Origin of the sequence: Psychrobacter sp. GW64-MNA-CIBAN-0177 (assembly GCF_040309585.1) — a bacterium.
Lineage (GTDB): Bacteria > Pseudomonadota > Gammaproteobacteria > Pseudomonadales > Moraxellaceae > Psychrobacter > Psychrobacter okhotskensis.
Genome location: NZ_JBEOOY010000015.1, coordinates 60,273 through 78,912 on the forward strand (window position 1 = coordinate 60,273; position 18,640 = coordinate 78,912).

General features: G+C 43.7%; 18 protein-coding genes. 6 read left to right on the top strand and 12 right to left on the bottom strand.

Going from position 1 to position 18,640, the window contains the following annotated elements:
* Nucleotides 1–368: 368 nt before the first annotated feature.
* From AAEY79_RS10135 to AAEY79_RS10145, 3 genes are all read left to right on the top strand, one after another.
* Nucleotides 369–1,100, top strand: a complete 732-nt coding sequence (locus AAEY79_RS10135) for an AzlC family ABC transporter permease (protein ID WP_407074191.1) — start codon at nucleotides 369–371, stop codon at nucleotides 1,098–1,100.
* Complete coding sequence (locus tag AAEY79_RS10140; protein ID WP_025653265.1) at nucleotides 1,090–1,446, top strand: AzlD domain-containing protein; 357 nt, start codon at nucleotides 1,090–1,092, stop codon at nucleotides 1,444–1,446. Before AAEY79_RS10135 ends, AAEY79_RS10140 begins: the two co-directional genes overlap by 11 nt.
* A gap of 544 nt (nucleotides 1,447–1,990) precedes the next feature.
* Nucleotides 1,991–2,524, top strand: a complete 534-nt coding sequence (locus tag AAEY79_RS10145) for a DUF2058 domain-containing protein (RefSeq protein WP_025653264.1) — start codon at nucleotides 1,991–1,993, stop codon at nucleotides 2,522–2,524.
* Nucleotides 2,525–2,678: 154 nt separating this feature from the next.
* Here AAEY79_RS10145 and purF read toward each other — a convergent pair whose 3' ends face one another.
* From purF to AAEY79_RS10200, 11 genes are all read right to left on the bottom strand, one after another.
* Entirely contained in the window at nucleotides 2,679–4,214 is a 1,536-nt protein-coding gene (gene purF, locus AAEY79_RS10150; RefSeq protein WP_201566198.1) for an amidophosphoribosyltransferase, read from the bottom strand.
* Nucleotides 4,215–4,532: 318 nt separating this feature from the next.
* Nucleotides 4,533–5,030, bottom strand: a complete 498-nt coding sequence (locus AAEY79_RS10155; protein ID WP_025653262.1) for a CvpA family protein — start codon at nucleotides 5,028–5,030, stop codon at nucleotides 4,533–4,535.
* Between the two features lie 27 nt (nucleotides 5,031–5,057).
* Nucleotides 5,058–6,092 (bottom strand): quinone-dependent dihydroorotate dehydrogenase, encoded by a 1,035-nt coding sequence (locus AAEY79_RS10160; RefSeq protein ID WP_350588266.1) that lies wholly within the window; start codon nucleotides 6,090–6,092, stop codon nucleotides 5,058–5,060.
* A 178-nt stretch (nucleotides 6,093–6,270) separates the two neighbouring features.
* The gene (locus AAEY79_RS10165; protein WP_101211004.1) at nucleotides 6,271–6,699 is read right to left on the bottom strand and encodes a hypothetical protein; all 429 of its coding nucleotides are present in this window, start codon (nucleotides 6,697–6,699) and stop codon (nucleotides 6,271–6,273) included.
* Nucleotides 6,700–6,908: 209 nt separating this feature from the next.
* Nucleotides 6,909–7,457 carry a type II secretion system protein GspM gene (gene gspM, locus AAEY79_RS10170; RefSeq protein WP_025653259.1) on the bottom strand — a complete coding sequence of 183 codons (549 nt, stop codon included), beginning with the start codon at nucleotides 7,455–7,457 and terminating at the stop codon, nucleotides 6,909–6,911.
* A 139-nt stretch (nucleotides 7,458–7,596) separates the two neighbouring features.
* On the bottom strand, nucleotides 7,597–8,901 hold the full coding sequence (gene gspL, locus AAEY79_RS10175) for a type II secretion system protein GspL (protein ID WP_350588274.1): 1,305 nt from the start codon (nucleotides 8,899–8,901) through the stop codon (nucleotides 7,597–7,599).
* Nucleotides 8,902–9,226: 325 nt separating this feature from the next.
* Complete coding sequence (sixA, locus tag AAEY79_RS10180; protein WP_025653256.1) at nucleotides 9,227–9,685, bottom strand: phosphohistidine phosphatase SixA; 459 nt, start codon at nucleotides 9,683–9,685, stop codon at nucleotides 9,227–9,229.
* A gap of 139 nt (nucleotides 9,686–9,824) precedes the next feature.
* A complete protein-coding gene (locus AAEY79_RS10185; protein WP_025653255.1) occupies nucleotides 9,825–11,141 on the bottom strand; it encodes an NAD(P)H-dependent glycerol-3-phosphate dehydrogenase in 1,317 nt (438 codons plus the stop codon).
* A 148-nt stretch (nucleotides 11,142–11,289) separates the two neighbouring features.
* Nucleotides 11,290–12,039: a nitroreductase gene (locus tag AAEY79_RS10190; RefSeq protein ID WP_352288228.1), complete on the bottom strand. Its 750-nt coding sequence runs from the start codon at nucleotides 12,037–12,039 to the stop codon at nucleotides 11,290–11,292.
* A 210-nt stretch (nucleotides 12,040–12,249) separates the two neighbouring features.
* Nucleotides 12,250–13,356 carry a cell division protein ZapE gene (zapE, locus tag AAEY79_RS10195; RefSeq protein WP_025653253.1) on the bottom strand — a complete coding sequence of 369 codons (1,107 nt, stop codon included), beginning with the start codon at nucleotides 13,354–13,356 and terminating at the stop codon, nucleotides 12,250–12,252.
* A 150-nt stretch (nucleotides 13,357–13,506) separates the two neighbouring features.
* Nucleotides 13,507–14,163 (bottom strand): alpha/beta hydrolase, encoded by a 657-nt coding sequence (locus AAEY79_RS10200; protein WP_025653252.1) that lies wholly within the window; start codon nucleotides 14,161–14,163, stop codon nucleotides 13,507–13,509.
* Between the two features lie 354 nt (nucleotides 14,164–14,517).
* On the opposite strand from AAEY79_RS10200, the gene AAEY79_RS10205 reads away from it, so the two are divergent.
* From AAEY79_RS10205 to xseB, 3 genes are all read left to right on the top strand, one after another.
* Nucleotides 14,518–14,886 carry a hypothetical protein gene (locus AAEY79_RS10205; RefSeq protein ID WP_037025126.1) on the top strand — a complete coding sequence of 123 codons (369 nt, stop codon included), beginning with the start codon at nucleotides 14,518–14,520 and terminating at the stop codon, nucleotides 14,884–14,886.
* Between the two features lie 339 nt (nucleotides 14,887–15,225).
* Nucleotides 15,226–16,758: an exodeoxyribonuclease VII large subunit gene (gene xseA, locus AAEY79_RS10210; protein ID WP_352288231.1), complete on the top strand. Its 1,533-nt coding sequence runs from the start codon at nucleotides 15,226–15,228 to the stop codon at nucleotides 16,756–16,758.
* A 63-nt stretch (nucleotides 16,759–16,821) separates the two neighbouring features.
* Entirely contained in the window at nucleotides 16,822–17,067 is a 246-nt protein-coding gene (xseB, locus tag AAEY79_RS10215; protein ID WP_025653249.1) for an exodeoxyribonuclease VII small subunit, read from the top strand.
* Between the two features lie 15 nt (nucleotides 17,068–17,082).
* Here the strand turns inward: xseB and pncB are convergent, their stop codons facing one another.
* A complete protein-coding gene (pncB, locus tag AAEY79_RS10220; protein WP_350588263.1) occupies nucleotides 17,083–18,300 on the bottom strand; it encodes a nicotinate phosphoribosyltransferase in 1,218 nt (405 codons plus the stop codon).
* Nucleotides 18,301–18,640 lie beyond the last annotated feature (340 nt).

Here is an 18,640-nt window from a genome sequence, read left to right on the forward strand (position 1 = left end):
TACCTGAAAAATAGGACTTTCTTAACCTTATCGGATAACAATTAGCCCTTCATTATAAAATATAGGGCGTGTTGAACATTCACAAATAGGCACTGCTGATTGCTAAAATGGTTTCATACAAGGCGCAAGTCGACGATAATGTTAATACCTTAGCTAGACTTGCAACGCAGTATGGGGCGATTTTAGCATCAGCCCGTAGGGACAGGACTGTTTTTTGCCGCTTCTGTGTTAAAAATAGACGTTTAGAAAGACTAAACTTAAGATTTTTAACGTTGAATCGCCTAAAAAATAGTCTCTGTCAGTGCCATGGTCGAATGTTCAACACGCCCTAGTCAAAAAACAATACTGTTAGAAAATTAGGATGTCATGTGACCATTCATTCAAAGGAACTAAATCATCAACAAGCGGCTCACTATGATTGGGCAGGAGGCTTCAAAAAGAGCCTGCCAGTCGCGATGGGCTATCTGCCTGCAGGCATCGCCTTTGGTGTGCTCGCACAAGTGGCTGGTGTGCCAGTGTGGGCTACTATCATGCTAAGTGTGGTCTTATATGCAGGCGCTGCGCAATATGCTTGTTTGAAGATGCTGAGCGCTGGCGAGGCTATTAGCAGCATCGCCAGCAATATCGCGGCGATTAATTTGCGCCATGTATTTTATGCGGCGCCACTGCTGCATGCGATGCCTAGTAATAAAATCGCTAAAATATATTGTTTATTTGCCCTTACTGATGAGACGTTTTCAGTGATGACCAGTTTATCTCCTGAGTCAAGAGCGCGCTTGATTTTGCCTATCAGTCTGTTTAATCAAAGCTGGTGGGTACTTGCTAGCGCTATTGGCGTGATGATTGGCAGCGCGCTCAGTGACTTGGTACCGCATTTAGATTTTGCCTTGGTGTGTCTGTTTGCCATTTTGGCTTATGAGCAATTCCAAAGTATCAAACGCTATTTCCCCATTGGTATTGCCGTGATTGCTTTAGTGATTGCCTCGTTCTTTACCAGTAATTGGTTGTTATTAGTAGCGATTACGATTTGTATGCTGATGATTTTGGCCCGTGGTGTGTGGATGCAGCGCCGCGTACAAGGAGACACCGATGAGCAGTAGTTACCTTATTTTTGCCACCTTTGCTATGGCTGCCGTCACTTTTATTACGCGCGCCCTTCCCGCCTTGATACCCAAAAAGCTGCTGGATACGCCTTGGTTACACCGTTTAAATGAGAGCTTACCGTTATCCGTGATGGTATTACTTATTTTAACCAGTCTCTCCTATCAAGACTTATCAGCAAGTACGGGTATGCAAAGCGCAGAGTTACATTTACTCATGGCTCAAATAGGTGCTTTACTTCTGGTATTATTGGTCTATCATTTTAGCCGTCAATTATTGGTGAGCATGATCGTCGGCATCGCTGCGATTAATGGCTTGCTTTGGTTATTTACTCAACTGGCTTAATCGCTAATCATTACTTATAGTCGGGTCAATATAAAAAAGAGACAGCGTGACTGGTATAAGTTTTTTGCAGCCTCTGTCTGCGTAGGCACAGCAAGCAAGAAAAATTTTACCAGTCACGCATCATAATGTTGTTTACCAAACTGGCTTAATGGTTAGGGCGTGTTGAACATTCGACCATGGCACTGACAGAGACTATTTTTTAGGCGATTCAACGTTAAAAATCTTAAGTTTAGTCTTTCTAAACGTCTATTTTTAACACAGAAGCGGCAAAAAACAGTCCTGTCCCTACGGGCTGATGCTAAAATCGCCCCATACTGCGTTGCAAGTCTAGCTAAGGTATTAACATTATCGTCGACTTGCGCCTTGTATGAAACCATTTTAGCAATCAGCAGTGCCTATTTGTGAATGTTCAACACGCCCTAATCATTATTAATCGTATTTTGTATAACAGTACCATCTTTTGCAGATTAGAGGAATTAACGACACGCCACCGCAAAATTTGCTACTATTTAATTTTTATTTTTATCATCTAGGTAATGGAATTATGGCCAAGAATGCCCTACAAGCTCAACTTTTAAAAGCGGGATTGGTTGATAGCAAAAAAGCCAAAAAGATAAGCAAGCAATCTGAACATGCCAAGCGCACTGGTGATGCGTCCAATGTGGAAGCCAAAAAAGCATTGGCAGCAGCCCAAGCAAAAAAGCTGGAGAAGGATCAAAAGCTTAATCAAGAAAAACAGCAGCTTTTAGAAGAGAAAATGCTAAAGGCCAATATCGTCCAAATGATTAGGCAGCATCAAATCACTGATACAAAGGGTGAAGTCAATTATCAGTTCGTTGACGACACTAAAGTCAAAAAAATCTCTATCACGCAAAAACTATACGATCAAATCGTAGCAGGTCACGTGGTCATTGCACGCTTGGAAGAAAGCTATGCTCTACTTCCTCGCCCCTTGGCCGATCGTATAGATGCAAAACTAGAAGGCTTTATGGTAGTGTCTAACGATACCTCAGACAATGAGTTAGCAGATGACGATCCTTATGCCGCTTATGTGATTCCAGATGATCTCATGTGGTAATCCTACCAATAAAGCGCTATATATATTCCCAATATCACCTCTTACCATAAATAGTGGTTTTTCAAAGGATATCTCTTATTTTAAGCAATAAAAAAGGCTGGATTCTATCAAGAATCCAGCCTTTTTATATTTAAAAATTTAGGTATTTAGCAGCTTAAAGCTCTTCTATACCCATCATATCTACAGGTGTATCAGCCACTATTTGCACGCCTTTTTTTCCGGTCTTAGCAGTTTCACTGCGCTGCTCTTGTAGGTGCTCAAGATAGGCTTCATTGATTTGTCCAGTAATGTAGCAACCATTAAATACCGCACAGTCAAAACCTTCGACTTTACTGTATTTGGTATCTTTTACTGCTTCGATCAAATCGTCTAAATCTTGGAAGATCAAACGATCAGCACCAATAATTTTACGCACTTCTTCAACGCTATGCCCTGAAGCAATAAGCTCGCTACGCACTGGCATATCGATACCATACACGTTTGGATATTTTACGGGCGGCGCTGCACTGGCAAAAAATACTTTACGTGCACCTGCATCACGCGCCATTTGAATAATCTCATGACAAGTAGTACCACGGACGATCGAATCATCAACCAATAGCACGTTTTTACCTTTAAACTCTAACGGTACAGCACTGAGCTTTTGACGCACTGATTTTTTGCGTTGCTGCTGACCTGGCATGATAAAAGTACGACCGATATAACGGTTTTTCATAAACCCTTCACGGTACTTAATATTCATCTTAAGCGCCAGCTCCATCGCTGAGGTACGCGAGGTATCTGGAATAGGAATAACCACATCAATATCGTGATCTTCACCCCATTCTGCAAGAATTTTATCACCAAGCTTCTCGCCCATACGCAGACGCGACTTATAGACTGAGATATTGTCCATGATGGAATCTGGACGAGCAAAATAGACGTATTCAAAGATACAAGGGGTGTATTCTTGCTGCTCGACGCACTGATGCGTATGTAGCTGATGGTCTAAGTCAATAAAAATCGCTTCACCGGGTTTGACATCACGAATAATAGTGAAGCCAGAGCCAGTCAAGGCGACCGATTCTGAAGCAACCATATATTCTGTGCCGCCATTGGCTGCCAAACGTTCACCAAAGATAAGTGGGCGAATACCGTTTGGATCGCGGAAGGCAAGCAAGCCATGACCTGTGATTAAAGCAACAACGCCATAAGCGCCTTCAATACGACTATAAACCGCTGTGACTGCTTCAAATATTTCGGCAGGCGTTGGATGGGTTTTTCCTAGATTCTGCATCTCATGCGCCAGCACGTTTAACAGTACTTCCGAGTCTGAATCAGTATTCAGGTGACGACGGTCTTCTTTATATAGAGACTTGGCCAAGCCCTCAGCATTGGTCAAATTACCATTGTGCGCCAGCGTAATACCGTAAGGTGAATTGACATAAAACGGCTGCGCTTCTGCACTGCTTGACGTGCCTGCCGTTGGATAACGAACATGACCGATGCCAAATTTGCCAACCAGTTTTATCATATGGCGATTCATAAAAACGTCACGTACCATGCCGTTTTCTTTACGTAAATAAAGCCGACCATCTTGCAAAGTCACAATACCTGCCGCGTCTTGCCCGCGATGCTGTAGCATTGTTAAGCCATCATAAAGAATCTGATTGACCGGCTCATGAGCTGCAACCCCAACGACTCCACACATAGTTATATCCTATTTTGAACCACACATTAGTAACACAATAACGGCATAAGCTTGACAGTAGCTTATGAAAAACAGCCATCTACTCTTACCGCTGACCTGATGATGTTGCTTAAGCTTAAAATCTTGATGACAGTTTGCTCACTGACCTACAGTCAGCAAAGCCATCAATCATTCACAAATTGAAATTTATGAACCCTAAATGCTATCGAATAATTTTTTATCAAGGATAAGTTATAAAGACTCAGTTATGATTTTTGGTATTAAAACGTTAAAAAATAGGCTTAAGAAACGAAGAATAAGTCTAAAAAACTATGCGTATTAAGACTGATTGACCTGATCCCAAGCCATACCGAGCACGTCTGAGACTAAAGCCTTACCCATTGGCGCATAAGGCATCAGTTCAGGAGCAAGCACCGAGGTTTGCCATTGCGGCATTTTTACCAATAAGGGCGCGCTGACACTCAAAACGACCAATACCATCAATACGTTTTTGGCCGCTCCAAGGACGCCACCTGCCATCTTGTCAACAATACCCAGACGTAAGGTTTTGAGTACCCCTGAAAAAGCAAAGGCGACGATATGCATAATCGCTAAGATAATGATTACGACCAATAAGAACGCCGTTGCCATTTGCAAGACAGGGTTTTGTACGATACCTGATAATTGCGGAGCAACTGAGCCTGCCAAGCGCGTGGCAGCAATAAGAGCAATAAACCAACCTGCCAAGCCGACTGCTGTCTTAATGAGTCCTACCTGAAAGCCGCGCCATAAGCCAATTAAGACCACAATAGCAATCACAATATCTAGACCACTCATATGTCACGCCTCATTTTTAGTGGTTGTCTAACTTTCCATGGCATCGTAATAGCCACCGATGGCTTGAATGCATGACTGTACCAGCCCAGGACCTCGATAAATCAGTCCGGTATAAAGCTGTACCATATCAGCACCTGCTTCAATCTTTTTGACCGCTTTGGCACCACTATCGATACCACCCACCCCAATCAAAGCTACTTTACCATCCAGCTGATCAGTGAATTGTTGTAAAATTTGGGTGCTGATGTGGCTCACTGGACGACCCGATAGGCCACCGGCTTGGTCACCATCGGGCAAGTCTTCGACACCGACGCGGCTCAATGTGGTATTGGTGGCTATCAAACCATCAATCTCAAAATCTAACAACTGCTGTGAGATATAATCCACTTGTAGCGGCTCTAAATCAGGCGCTACTTTTAAGACCAGTGGCACATAAAAGCCATACTCTGTTGCCAATTGGTTGTGACGGTTTTTAATCGTATCAAGTAGCTGAGTCAACGCTTCACCACTCTGTAAGTCACGTAAGTTTTTGGTATTTGGCGATGAGATATTGACGGTAATATAGGAAGCGTGTGCATAAACCCGCTCTAGGCAATAGACATAATCATCAGCGGCTTGCTCCACTGGCGTACTGGCATTTTTACCGATATTGATGCCGATGTTACCTTTGTATTTACAGCGTTTGACGTTTTCAATCAGGTAATCAACGCCCTGATTATTAAAGCCCATGCGATTGATAATGGCATCGGCTTGTTTGATTCTAAATAGGCGTGGCTTATCATTACCAACCTGCGGTCTTGGCGTGACCGTCCCCACTTCTATAAAGCCAAAACCAAGCTCGGCCAGTGCATCGATATAATCACCGTTTTTGTCCAACCCTGCAGCAAGGCCAACTGGATTAGCGAACTGTAAACCCATACAGTCTGTAGGCTGCATCGACTGACCATATACCAAACCTAAGGCACGCGCTTTATGGGCTTTATCTAACAAAGATAAGGTCATCTCGTGGGCGTGTTCAGGGTCCATCTTAAATAAAAAAGGGCGAAGTAAGGCATAAGACATAGTAATGACAGACCCTGCTCGAAAAGCAATGATGAATGAGAAAAACGAAAGAGATTAAGCGCAGCGATTATATCAGCTTAACAGAAATAAGACCAAAGTTTCATACAGCAAATTTCTATTCCAAAAAGTCAATAAGCGCTGCTAAACACTGTATATAAATGATATGGGATTGAACGTATTATGGCACAGGTCGTCCATCTGTTAAGGCAATCCAACCTCGTACAATACGATAAAGGTGCCAAATAAAGGTCAAACCCATAATAATAAAACCAATACTGACCAATAAAAATGAACCAATGGCTATATTGCTGCTATCGGCAAACATGCTGACACCAAAACCGCCCAAAGCAAACGTGATGATAAGAATGCCTATGATAAACCAGACGATACTGTACCAAAACGTCTTAATTTGCCAATCAAAATGCGTGGCTAGCCATGAGCCGTCCGCATCGTGGCGCTTAGCATAATTCATGATAATCGGCACGACCCACAACAGACCAGCCGTGAAATAACTGATCACATACAATAGATAGGTGATGTGATTATAAGTGGTTAAAGAACGGCGTTTACTGTCACTCATGTTGCCGCTTATATTGTCATTTATCATGTGTCTTGATCCTTAACAGGTCATATTATAATCAGACGTCTTAGTCTTAATAGTAGTCTGTTGACGCAGATGCTTATCCGCTTAAGTGCAGGAGAATAATGTATAGGAAGTATTCATAACTAAAGTGTTCAATAAACCTTTGATTGTGTCGGATGAGGTGTTCTTCAATGAAGCTAAATTCAATATACAGTGCGAGGCAGTTAGCATTGTTAAGAAGTAACAGTTGCTTGCACCTCAATGGCTTTGGTGGTCACGTCCTGTTGCATCGAGAGTTGGGTAAATTGCCAACCTTGCTGCTTAAGCTTACCGAGTGCTGCACTCACAACCGCTTGACTGGCATTGGTGAAGCTCAGCTGCACCCCGTCACCAGCCGCAACCACTTGCGCATTGGCAATACCCGAGGTATTTAGTAGCTCACTCACTCTGTTGGCAGGTGGCATAGCAGCTGCCCCATCGACGCTGTTAGTCGCATTGCTATCCACCTTACCCGCTTGCGCGCGCAGCCAAAAATAATCAGCAATTTGCTCTTGATACTCACTTTTGCTATCGCTTGCAGCTTGATGAACCGTATAACCGCCGTAGCCACCCACGAATAACAGTAAAAAAGCAGACAATATAGTCAATGCTAATTGATCGCGTGGAGACAATGCCTGCCAGCGTGATGATAGGACATTTTGATAACTATTCACCCGCTCTGAAAAAGCGCTTGTTTTAGGCGCAGACACGCTACGTTCGGCTCGGCGCTGTAATCGTTTCATGCTCTAACCTTTATTGCCAATAGTTAATCGTGGAGGGTTTAATCTTGAGTAAGTAGATTGCAATCATCTGAGTGAGCACCTTACGGATGGTCATCGTCAAAACACAGCGCTCAGCAAATACTAAAAATTCTCAATAAGCTTAAGATGCTGCTGCCTTGTCGGCACTGACGCTTTCTGGCGTCGTATCATCTTCATTTATACTCACAGTAATTTGCCCACTAAACTGCCCTTGCTCATTGCTATTTACCCGCTCTAGCTTGGCCGTTAATCCTTGAGTGAACAGGGTATTGGCGAATTTATCAAGACTGTCGCGGTCAGGGGCAATCAACGTAAAACTGAGCGTGGATGGTTGCATAACCAAAGCTTGCGCTTTTAGAGAGGACTGCTTAATCAGTGGTGATATGCGTGCCAACACGGCCATATGTGGCGAGGCTTGACCATTGGTACCCAGTTTTGGCGCCATTTGCGTGGTCAAATTGGTGCGCGGGTTTAGACGTTCATCAGGAAACCAAGACTGATATTGCCCCGCAATCGCTGTTTTTGTCGCAGCCGTCGCCTGATGATACTGATAAGACTGCACCCCATCTGTGGCTATCTGTAGCACGAGTGCCGACAGCGCCACCATCATTGCCACTCGTAGATAAGGTGATAATTGCGAATCGGTTGATTTGATAAAGAAATTAAGCGCGTGACGGTCAGGATTGTCAATCGGCTTGGGCGTACTCGTTAGCGTCGTCAATAGCAGCTGATGAGCTCCTATGAGCGCGGCTGTTTGTGCCGAAACATCGCTGGTCGTTACTGGCTTTTGTAAATCAATCCTATGATCAGACTTTGTAGCATCAAGGTCTGAAAAACTTGTACTATCAAAAGCTTCAATGCTTGGTACCACCATCACTTCACTCAGCTGCAGGAAGCGCTCAAAAATCAACGGTAAATAGCTGACCGCCATTCCTTGATATAATGATTGGCGTAGCAGCATCGTCTGGTCATCTTGATAGAGTATGACTTGCTGCCCTGCACCTTCTTCCGGCACTGGTAACAATAGAAAGTCGGGCAGTAATGCTGCGATAGTCATACCAACGAGTTTGGCACTTTGCTGCCATGCCTCAATATCAGCCTGCGCCAGCGCGTATAAATACTGACTATCAGCAAGGCTGGTTTGCCGCACTACCAATTGCTCAACAGGGGTCAAAGACATCTCTTCAAATAAATACTGCTTACCAGTATCACCCAATTGCTTAAGCTGTGCACCACTAAGCTCGGTATCGACGTGTAATACGTGGCTTGATGGAAAGTACAAACATACTGTTTTATGGCTATTGGATTTATAGCTGCTATAAATATCATGCAACTGTTGCCAGCCAGCAACTGACTGCCATTGTTGTACGTCTTCATGCCAGACAGCTAGCGGACTGTGCTGCGCTCTTAACCAAACATGTAACACCAAGTGTGTCCTTAATTATCAAAGCCATAAAATAACAAATTTAGACGTTTTGTAAGAGCCCATGACCATGTTTATGTTTATGTTTATGTTTAAAGCATCTTAATATTTTTAAACAGGGTCATGATGAATAATATTACTACTACTAAATATAGTCAGTCCAATATGGAAAAGATACAGCGGAACTGGGATGCTTAGTTTTTAATATAAGTTTTGCAGCCTCTGTCGGCGTAGGCACACCAAGCCAGAAAAATTTATACCAGTTTCGCGTTATGAAATAGCGTATCCATTTTATTTAGGATCGACTATAGCCAATGAAAGAGCGATATCAATACGGTTGCTCAGGTACAAAGCGATTGACCTCGGTTGCCATTCCAGACATGATAAAATCCATCTCAAACACTCGTGCTTCTGCCAAAGAGAACGCCTCAGGATAATCACCGGTTAGTAAGGCAGCCAGATTGGCGACGATAGACATATGACACACCACCACGAGACACTGCGCCTCAATCTTTGCTATATCGGTCAACGCACTATGGGCATCGTCAGAAGGCGTTATATTATCTTGTACCGTCGCTGGTACTGTAGGCGCCCGCGCTTGCAGCTCTGCTAGGGTTTGCTGCGCCCTATCATAAGGACTTACGATAAAACGATCAGGCTTATAATTGGTCGTGATATATTTTGCAGTTTGCGCGGCTTGCTGCTGTCCAAAGTCAGTCAGCTGACGAGCGCTGTCTGGACGCGTTTCGTCTTCTGCCTGACCGTGACGTATTAATATCATTTTCATAGCGTTCCTTGTCTATAACCTGGCTTTTTGTCAGCTGCCTTTTTATCAACTGCCTTTCTATGACCTACTTTGCCACTGTCTGACTTTACACGTTTTTAGCAATACACATTTTCAGCAATACACGTTGCCAACAATCGTTTTATTTAGCATCGCTGTCTGTATCAACATCATCGTCATTGTCATTGTCGGAGGTACTACTGGCAGCTTTCATTTGCGCAGTAAGTGCAGCGTTGCTATGGTCATGAGCCATCACAAATTCGACATCACTGCGGAAACCCGCTTCCATCAAATGGAGCGCCACACCCAGCGCGGCCTTATCTTCATAAATAACCGCATAAAGCGCATGGGTAATGGGCATATAAATACCGTCTTTAGTCGCCTTTTCATGGACTTGCTGAATAGTATTAACGCCTTCTGCAGTCTGGCCCAGTTTTTTGACGGCAGCATCAATACTCATACCACGACCAAGCATATTACCGATGCGGTAGTTACGACTTAACTCCGAACTACAAGTGGCGTATAAATCGCCAACACCTGATAGCCCTAAAAACGTCAGTGGATTGGCACCGGCTTCGACACCAAAACGACTCATCTCTGCCAAGGCACGGGTCAATATCATTGCTTTGGTATTCTCACCCACTTCGTAGGCCGCAGCCATACCCATCGCAATGGCATAAATGTTTTTGAGCGCCCCGCCCAGCTCAACACCGCGTATATCATCACTGGCAAATACTCTAAAGAAAGCACTATGCAGTGCCGCTTGTACAGCATGACGTAGTGGTTCAGACTCACTCGCAATCACGGTCGCAGATGGCATATTTTTCATAATCTCTATAGCAAGATTAGGCCCTGACATGACGCCAAAATTCACCTCAGGCAACACTTCTTTGATAATATCACTCATCGTGGCAAAAGTGTCTTTTTCCATGCCTTTCGTTAGCGACACAATAGACTGTCCACTAATAAAGGGGGCGATATTTTTTAGCGTTTCGCGAAAGGCCAAGCCTGGTACGGCAATAAAGATAATGTCGGTATCTTTGACTGCCGATGCTAAATCATGACTATATTTCAGGCGGTCATCAAGCTTATAACCGGGCAGATATTTCTTGTTCGTCTGGGTTTTTGTCATGGCCTTAACGGTACGCTTGTTACGAACCCACAGCGTGGTATCACAACCATTACGCGCGGCTAAGTTCGCCATTGCCGTACCAAAACTACCACCACCTAAGAACGCCAAACGCAGCTTGGTAGGATTGCTGTGAATCTCTGCCATGTTTTTTGCGACTGCTGACTCTACCGTGCTAGGGTTGAGCTTCTTACGACCGATACCAGATTTGCTGGCTCGTTCAATGATGCCTGACAACAGACTGTTTTGTTTGTCAGCGGCTTTGTTACTCTCGTTGCTACTATTCTGAGCATTATCTTTGTTAGTATTGTTGTCATTAGCGCTTGTCATATGCATGTATCCGTATTGACTGACTTATTAGTAATAATATCTTTAGTGGGCAGCTACTGAGGCCAATTGTGTTGCATAAATCATTTTCTTTAATTAGTAATATTGTTTAATAAAAAACCGTCTTTAGCTCAGTAGCCCTCAAGTATGGTTATGACTCAAAGCGAACAAGCGGCTCGATATCAATAGGTTTACGTGGGTGCTCACCTTTAGGACTGGTGCCAGTATAAACAAAAGCCGTGACATAATCATCTGCACTTACGCCGAAATATGCTTTTACCGCAGGTTCGTTACACAATAATCCTGTACGCCATACTGTGCTGAAGCCTTGCGCTTTTAACGCCAAAATCAGATTTTGTACCGCAGCGCCTGTACTTAACATCTGTTCGAAATGCGGTACCTTTTTATGCTCTTGCATCTGAGTCACCACCGTAATAATAAGCGGCGCACGTAGCGGCATCGTCTGAGTTTTTTTCACTGTTTTTTCAGAGAGTATCTCGCCCTCTTCGGTGGCCTTTGCCTCTGCTGCTTCGACAAGGGCACGCCCCAAGTCGTGACGAGCGTCACCGGCAGTCACAATAAAGCGCCACGGACGCAATTTTTTGTGGTCAGGTGCGGTCGCTGCACACTCAATCGCTTCTTCAATCTGGGCTTGCGTTGGTGCAGGAATATCTAAGTTACCCACACTACGTCTTGAATTAATCCAGTGAATGAGCTCCTCACTAGTAAATGGCGTGCTCTCAGTCGTTAGTGATTTAATAGAGATATTTTCATTATTTTTTGCAGGGTTTCTTTCTATTTGACTGTTTTCTGCTTGACTATCTTGTTCTTGACCACTTTGCACTTGACTATCTTTTGCTTGATTTTCCTTTGTAAAGTTGTTTTCGTCAGACTTATTCATTATTTGTCCTTATTTATTATTGATATTGACTGCCACTATTTATCTCAGCAGATTATCCCGTTATAAATATGATTGGACAATCGTAAACGAAAACCCAAGCAGCCCTTAACCTCTATCTTTAAATCACAATCATACTTTTAAATAAAAGTCCTACCAATAGTAGACCAAGCTAGACTAACGCCGCATTTAATTTATAAAGGATTAACTATATTAAGCAGCATCCGCATTTTCAACACGGTGCTCCATCTTTAAGTAGTCTTCTGATTGCATCTCAAGCAAACGCGAGCGTGTCCGTTCAATCTCAAACGCCAGCTTTTCACCTTGATACAGCTCAAGAATTGACTGCTCTGCTCGAACCAATAGTTTTACGCGGCGATCATAAAACTCATCGACCATATAAATAAACCGGCGCGTTGGATCACGCAGGTCATCATCTAACGCTGGGACCCCATTGACCAGTACCGTATTGAACTGTTTGGCGATTTCAATAAAATCAGCAGCGGAGCGCGGCTCCATACATAAATGACGGAAATCGCAGAATAAAATATCTTCGGTACGGGCATTGATTTTGATCTGCCGACCATTGATAGTGATAGGCTCATTGCTGATTTTTTGATTATTAGACAAGCTCGCAAAGCGGTTGGCCAGCCAATGGTGATTGGCTTTGGTCATGGGTGATTCATACAACTCTGCTTGCTGTAATACGCGCAAACGATAGTCAATACCAGAGTCGATATTCATGACTGTGGTATGGCGCTCAACTTCAGCGATAGCCGGCATAAAACGATCGCGATGCAAACCGTCTTTATAGAGGCCAGACGGCTCAATATTTGAAGTCGCAACCAACGTCACGCCGCGATTGAATAACATGGTAAATAGATCGCCCAAAATCATCGCATCAGAGACGTTGGAGACAAAGAACTCATCAAAGCAGATAATAACGGCTTCTTTGTAAATGATATCAGCAACTTTCTCTAATGGATCACTCTCACCTTGGATGGCATTTAGCTCGCGATGGACGCGCTGCATGAAATGATGGAAATGCTGACGTATCTTGCGATCAATGGTCAAAGAGTCGTAAAACATGTCCATCATCCAGGTCTTACCGCGTCCCACCCCGCCCCACATATACAAACCTTTTGGGGCAACTGGCTTGGCCTTTAAAAAGCTAAAAATGCCTTTTTTTTGTTCCACGCTATTGGTGAGCTGATGGTGTAGCTCATCAAGATAGCTCATGGCCTGATATTGCTGCTCATCTCGAGTAAACTCATCAGTGCTGATGGCTTGCTCGTAACGTTGCAATGGAGATAAACTCATAATAAGACTCATCATTTAAAAAGGTAAATATAAAGAAAAAGGTGTGTAGTGTTAATGACCACTTATTTCTATTTCTATGTGTGACTAGTTAATAAGAATAAAAAATTACTTACTCTTATCAATGCCAAGCGAAATCAGTGCTTAGAGAAATCAATGCTCAGCAAAACTGTGCTGTTCCAACAGTTTTTTTAGCTCAGACAAGCGCCCGTGAAAAAAATGTCCTGCCCCATCCACGATACTGACTGCCAGTCCTAAGCGTTCTGCAAACTCCTGCATATTATCAGGATCAATGACTGTATCAGCATTACCATAAATCTCAAAAGTTTTGTCAGCTGGTAAGCTTAAGTCACTGGTATTATTTTTTTCTACTGAGGGAGCAATCAGCGCGATTTTAGAAACTTCAAAATCACTCAAGCCCCATACATGCGGCGCTTCTATGACTTGCTCAGCCGCACGCGCAATCACGTAGCCACCGAAAGAAAAGCCGCCAAGCCATAACTTACGTGCATTGGTTTGTTCTGCAATCCATTGTAGCACGGTCATTGCATCCACCACCTCTCCTTCAGCATAATCATGCTCGCCTGTCGATTGACCGACACCGCGAAAATTAAAACGGACCACGTGCATACCGTTATCACGGGCAAAACGGTACATCGTCGTGACCACTTTATTGTTCATGGTGCCGTCAAACAAAGGGTTGGGATGACAAAGCAGCGCCACCGTGTCAGTATTCGGATCGTTGGGATTGTCTTGTTGCCATAGCGCGTCAACTTCGAGCACGCCAGCAGGAGCAGGAATCAATTGCATAAACTTACTTAATAATTAAAAATGAATACCTCAATTATCCTAGATATGATTTTTATTTCAAGTGATTTGCTGTGTATGCACGAGGTTTGTGGCAAGTGCACATGGTTTTATCATGGCTAATAGCTTGGAACACTTAGTAAAATTAGGACAATTTTCTTGGCGGCAACGTCAGCAGGTAATACAAGCGCAATACCGCACACAATAACTGCCTAGACACTCCAGACTGCAATAGGTTAAATTTAGTCTGTCTTTTCATGGACGACATTTTTAATGAACAAAACTCTTAACGAACAAAATACTTGCCCTACTTATCTTTGGTTTTTATGGTTAATTTATAGGAAAGAGGAATAATTTATGAATACTGTTAATAGAACTGCCACCATCACGGCTACTTTGGCGACGGCTCTTATCTTAAGTGCCTGCCAGAGCACGCCTTCATCACCAGTCATTCAACGTGCCAATTCTATTTACGAGACTACTGGCATAGCGGATAGCAAGGTCAAAGCCCAGCAAAATGCACTTGATAGTGCCAAAAATACTTGTCGCAGCAAGCAAGTGATTATCGTTGATGATAAAGTCACTTACAATGGTATTTTAGATGAGCGTGCGGGTCGTATGGTTGGACAAGCAGGTGCGGTTATCGGCTCAATCTTTGGGACTGGCTCACCAGATTTGTCACGCGATGATGATTATGAGTATAAAATCAGTTTCCGTTGCCAATAAAAGAGTCATTATTAACTGACAAAGCTCCAGCATTCTACTAACTTTTTAAGCTGACGGAATAAGCTGATTGAATACTTAAGTATCGCTAGCTTTGCCTTGTACTCGATAAAAATAATGGCATTTGGTTTAAAATATAATAGGGTTTGGCCAGTAAATCAGCGATGAAAATAATATATTGATCGCGGACTTACTGGCTTTACTTTTTGTAGCTGCAATTTTGGGGTAGACTACCCTATCTAATGTTGTACTCACTCTATTCAGTTTTCTAATTTTCAGAATCCTAGTCTTCAGAATCCTTATTTTTAGAGCTCTTATTTTTAGAATCCATGGTCTATTATTATGCGCAAACCCAATCTTTCAGATACCAAACCAGCAAAAGTGTTAGCGCCTGCTAAGGATTTAGCGACGCTAGAAGCCGAACTGGCAGAGCAAGAAGATCATTTAGAAGATACGGTCTTGCGTTTGAGTGACTATTTATCAGCGGTTGAGATGGTCATCAAACAAACCTTTGACCACCGCGTATGGGTGAAGGCTGAAATTCGTAATCTGTCTAGCAAAGGCGGGCATTATTACTTTGAGTTGGCTGAAAAAGATGAAGAAGGCAAAGTAGTTGCCAGCTGCCGTGGTAATCTCTGGCGCTTTAAAGCTGCGCGCGTATTGGCAAAATTTGAGCGGGCGACCGGCATGCCTCTTGAGCGCGACTTGACCGTATTACTCAAAGTATCCGCAGGCTTTCACGCACAATATGGCTTCTCTATTACGATTGAAGACATTGATCCTAGCTATACCTTGGGAGATTTGGCACGGCAATATGCGGAGATGGTCGATCGCTTGACTGGCGAAGGCTTATTGCAGCTCAATCAACAATTACCTGTGCCCTTTGATATCGAGCATGTCCTCGTGATTGCGCCCGAAAAGGCCGCAGGTTTAGGTGATTTTCAAGCCGATGCTGATCGCTTAGCAAGTACAGGCGCTTGTCACTTCCATTACCATCACGCGACCTTTCAAGGCAATCATGCCCCAAGCGAGATTCGCCAAGCCATCGTCAGTGCTCAGCAACGATTCCAAGATACTTATCAGCGCCTGCCTGACTTATTAGTAATTATTCGTGGCGGCGGCGCGGTGGGAGATTTGGCTTACCTCAATGATTACGAGCTTGCGGCATTGGTCGCTGAACAGCCTGTCCCCGTCTGGGTTGGTATTGGTCACGAGCGCGATAAAGTGATTTTAGATGAAGTGGCGCACAGCAGCTTTGACACGCCATCAAAGGTAATTGCCGCTATCATGGCGCATTTAGCACAGCTGGTCACGCAGACTTTGCATTATCAAGCACAAATAAAACAAGCCGCTCAGCGTCAACTCAATATCGCGGAGCAACAAACGGCGCGACAATTGAGCCAAATACAGTCATGTACCATCGGTCAGCTGACCGCGCTACAAAAAGACAGCGACTATGCGTGGCGTAGTATTCAGCAAAGCGCACAGCGGCAAGTAAAGCAAGCCGCGAGACTGACAACCGAGTTACACACACAGACGCAAACCCTTGCACATCAGCAATTAGCCAGCGCCCATAACTACAGTGATATCCATCAAAAAACCATCATGCAGAGCGCGCAGCAGCAGCTGATACAAGCACAACGTGATAGCGCCCATCTTCGTGATATCGTACTCTTGCACCGACCGTCTCGTGTGCTCAAGCAAGGCTACACCATGCTGACTAATGATAAAGACAAACAGATACTCACCAGCAGCACACAGCTCTACCCTGAGCAAACCATCCATATCGTCTTAAAAGACGGCAAGGCTAAAGCTCAGATTGTTGAGGTTAATACTGAGAAGAATACGACAGAAACCTCAGACATACCAAGTTAACCATATAATAATATCTAACGATTACTCCCCTACTTACTTATACTTTAAAAATTAGGACACGCTATGACTACCCCTACTCGCAAGCGCAAAAAAGCCGCCCCAAAAACCTTTAAGGCAGCTTACGATATTCTAAAAACCAATGCGGCTGAATTGCAGCAACAAGATGAGCCTGATATCGACAACTTGATGACCACGGTGGAAGAATCAATTGCCGCTTATCGCGTTTGCGAGACGCGCATCAATGCAGTACAACAAGCATTGGATGCCGCTTTTGCTGAAGAAGATAAAACAGAAAATAGCAACAGCTAGAGATAGGCTCATTCTCTATTCGGGTTCATCAACCTCGAAAACTTGGCGCAAATAGGCAAGATACGTATCATTATTGATCATGGTCTTGCCTGGGCTATCAGACAGTTTAGCAACAGGCTGCCCATTACACTCAACCAATTTGAGTACAATATTAATTGGCGTGATGCCCATATCATTGGTGAGATTGGTGCCAATACCAAAGCTGGTTCTGATGCGCTCTTTAAAGTATTGATGCAACTCCCACGCCTTTTCAAGCGTCAAGCCATCACTAAAAGTCAAAATTTTCGTCTTCGGGTCTATCTTTAGTTTTTGATAATGCGCAATGGCTTTATCACCCCAAATATACGGATCGCCGCTATCATGGCGCAGACCATCGAAAAGCTTGGCGAAATACAGATCAAAATCACGCAAGAATGCGTCCATGCCAACGACATCGGTCAACGCGATACCCAAATCACCGCGATATTCATGTACCCAAGATTCGAGTGCGGCTTTTTGTGAGTCACGTAAACGCACATCCAATGCTTGAAAAGCTTGCATAAACTCATGCGCCATCGTTCCTATCGGCGTCATCCCAAGCTGCTTAGCTAAATAAACGTTTGAGGTGCCGCTAACAACTTTCGGCTCAGCTTTGTGCAGAGTTTCTACCACATGCGCTTGCCAGCTTTTGCTAAAGCGTCGACGTGTGCCAAAGTCTGCGACGATGAACGGCGGCTGGTCTGTGTTTTGTTGCTTTGCATACTGCTGCAACAGCGCAACCTTGTCATCCAAACGCCTTTGTCCCTCCTCTATTACCCTAGGGCTCGATAAGGCATTAAAATACAACTCGTTCACGATAGCCAGCACGAACACTTCAAAGAACATCGCCTGAATCATTGGCCCTTCTATATCGATCAGTAAACGCCCTTTATTGTCCGTACTGACGGTGATAAAACGGCGCTTAAGTTTAAACAGCTCTAAATAATCGACAAAATCGGAACGCATAAAGCGCAACCCACGCAAATACTCCAATTCATCTTCTAAGAAGCGCAATTCACACAACATATCCAATTGATGCTCTAATGACTCTCTAATGTCTGCTAGTGGATAGACCGCTTCATTATTATTACGGCAGCGAAATCGATAGACACCATGGGTCTGCGGGAACTGATGTAACATGGCTTGTAGCATGGTAAATTTGTACAAATCGTTATCAAGCAACGAGGTAATAATAGGTGCATAGGTGACCGTCATGTTACAACCTTAAACGCAAAAGTTAAAAATCCATATTGCTCAATAGCTAAGCGATACCGACTAAAAGATATCAAAAATTCTAATAACAAATGATGATGAGACATTAAAAGACCATTTAGTATAAACACATTTGCGGTTTTTTGCAGGCATCGCGATGCCTAGCAGCAAAAATCATACGAGGGCAAGCAACGTTTATAAAGACTACCTATCCAAACGACTACTTACAACCGCTTAGATTAGTATAAAAAGTAGGTATAAAAGGTAAATCTTAGATTAACACATGAAGTGCAATATCAAAGAGCAGGTGAAAAAGAGGCCTAGATGCGCTAGCATCAAAGCT

What these genes read in the sequence shown, in the direction of transcription:
- AAEY79_RS10140 (WP_025653265.1), top strand. Translation starts at nt 1,090, where the DNA reads ATGAGCAGTAGTTACCTTATTTTTGCCACCTTTGCTATGGCTGCCGTC.
- zapE (WP_025653253.1), bottom strand. Translation starts at nt 13,356, where the DNA reads ATGAGTTTATCTCCATTGCAACGTTACGAGCAAGCCATCAGCACTGAT.
- xseA (WP_352288231.1), top strand. Translation starts at nt 15,226, where the DNA reads ATGCGCAAACCCAATCTTTCAGATACCAAACCAGCAAAAGTGTTAGCG.
- AAEY79_RS10200 (WP_025653252.1), bottom strand. Translation starts at nt 14,163, where the DNA reads ATGCAATTGATTCCTGCTCCTGCTGGCGTGCTCGAAGTTGACGCGCTA.
- AAEY79_RS10160 (WP_350588266.1), bottom strand. Translation starts at nt 6,092, where the DNA reads ATGTCTTATGCCTTACTTCGCCCTTTTTTATTTAAGATGGACCCTGAA.
- AAEY79_RS10155 (WP_025653262.1), bottom strand. Translation starts at nt 5,030, where the DNA reads ATGAGTGGTCTAGATATTGTGATTGCTATTGTGGTCTTAATTGGCTTA.
- gspM (WP_025653259.1), bottom strand. Translation starts at nt 7,457, where the DNA reads ATGAAACGATTACAGCGCCGAGCCGAACGTAGCGTGTCTGCGCCTAAA.
- AAEY79_RS10190 (WP_352288228.1), bottom strand. Translation starts at nt 12,039, where the DNA reads ATGAATAAGTCTGACGAAAACAACTTTACAAAGGAAAATCAAGCAAAA.
- AAEY79_RS10205 (WP_037025126.1), top strand. Translation starts at nt 14,518, where the DNA reads ATGAATACTGTTAATAGAACTGCCACCATCACGGCTACTTTGGCGACG.
- AAEY79_RS10185 (WP_025653255.1), bottom strand. Translation starts at nt 11,141, where the DNA reads ATGACAAGCGCTAATGACAACAATACTAACAAAGATAATGCTCAGAAT.
- AAEY79_RS10165 (WP_101211004.1), bottom strand. Translation starts at nt 6,699, where the DNA reads ATGATAAATGACAATATAAGCGGCAACATGAGTGACAGTAAACGCCGT.
- sixA (WP_025653256.1), bottom strand. Translation starts at nt 9,685, where the DNA reads ATGAAAATGATATTAATACGTCACGGTCAGGCAGAAGACGAAACGCGT.
- pncB (WP_350588263.1), bottom strand. Translation starts at nt 18,300, where the DNA reads ATGACGGTCACCTATGCACCTATTATTACCTCGTTGCTTGATAACGAT.
- purF (WP_201566198.1), bottom strand. Translation starts at nt 4,214, where the DNA reads ATGTGTGGAGTCGTTGGGGTTGCAGCTCATGAGCCGGTCAATCAGATT.
- AAEY79_RS10145 (WP_025653264.1), top strand. Translation starts at nt 1,991, where the DNA reads ATGGCCAAGAATGCCCTACAAGCTCAACTTTTAAAAGCGGGATTGGTT.
- xseB (WP_025653249.1), top strand. Translation starts at nt 16,822, where the DNA reads ATGACTACCCCTACTCGCAAGCGCAAAAAAGCCGCCCCAAAAACCTTT.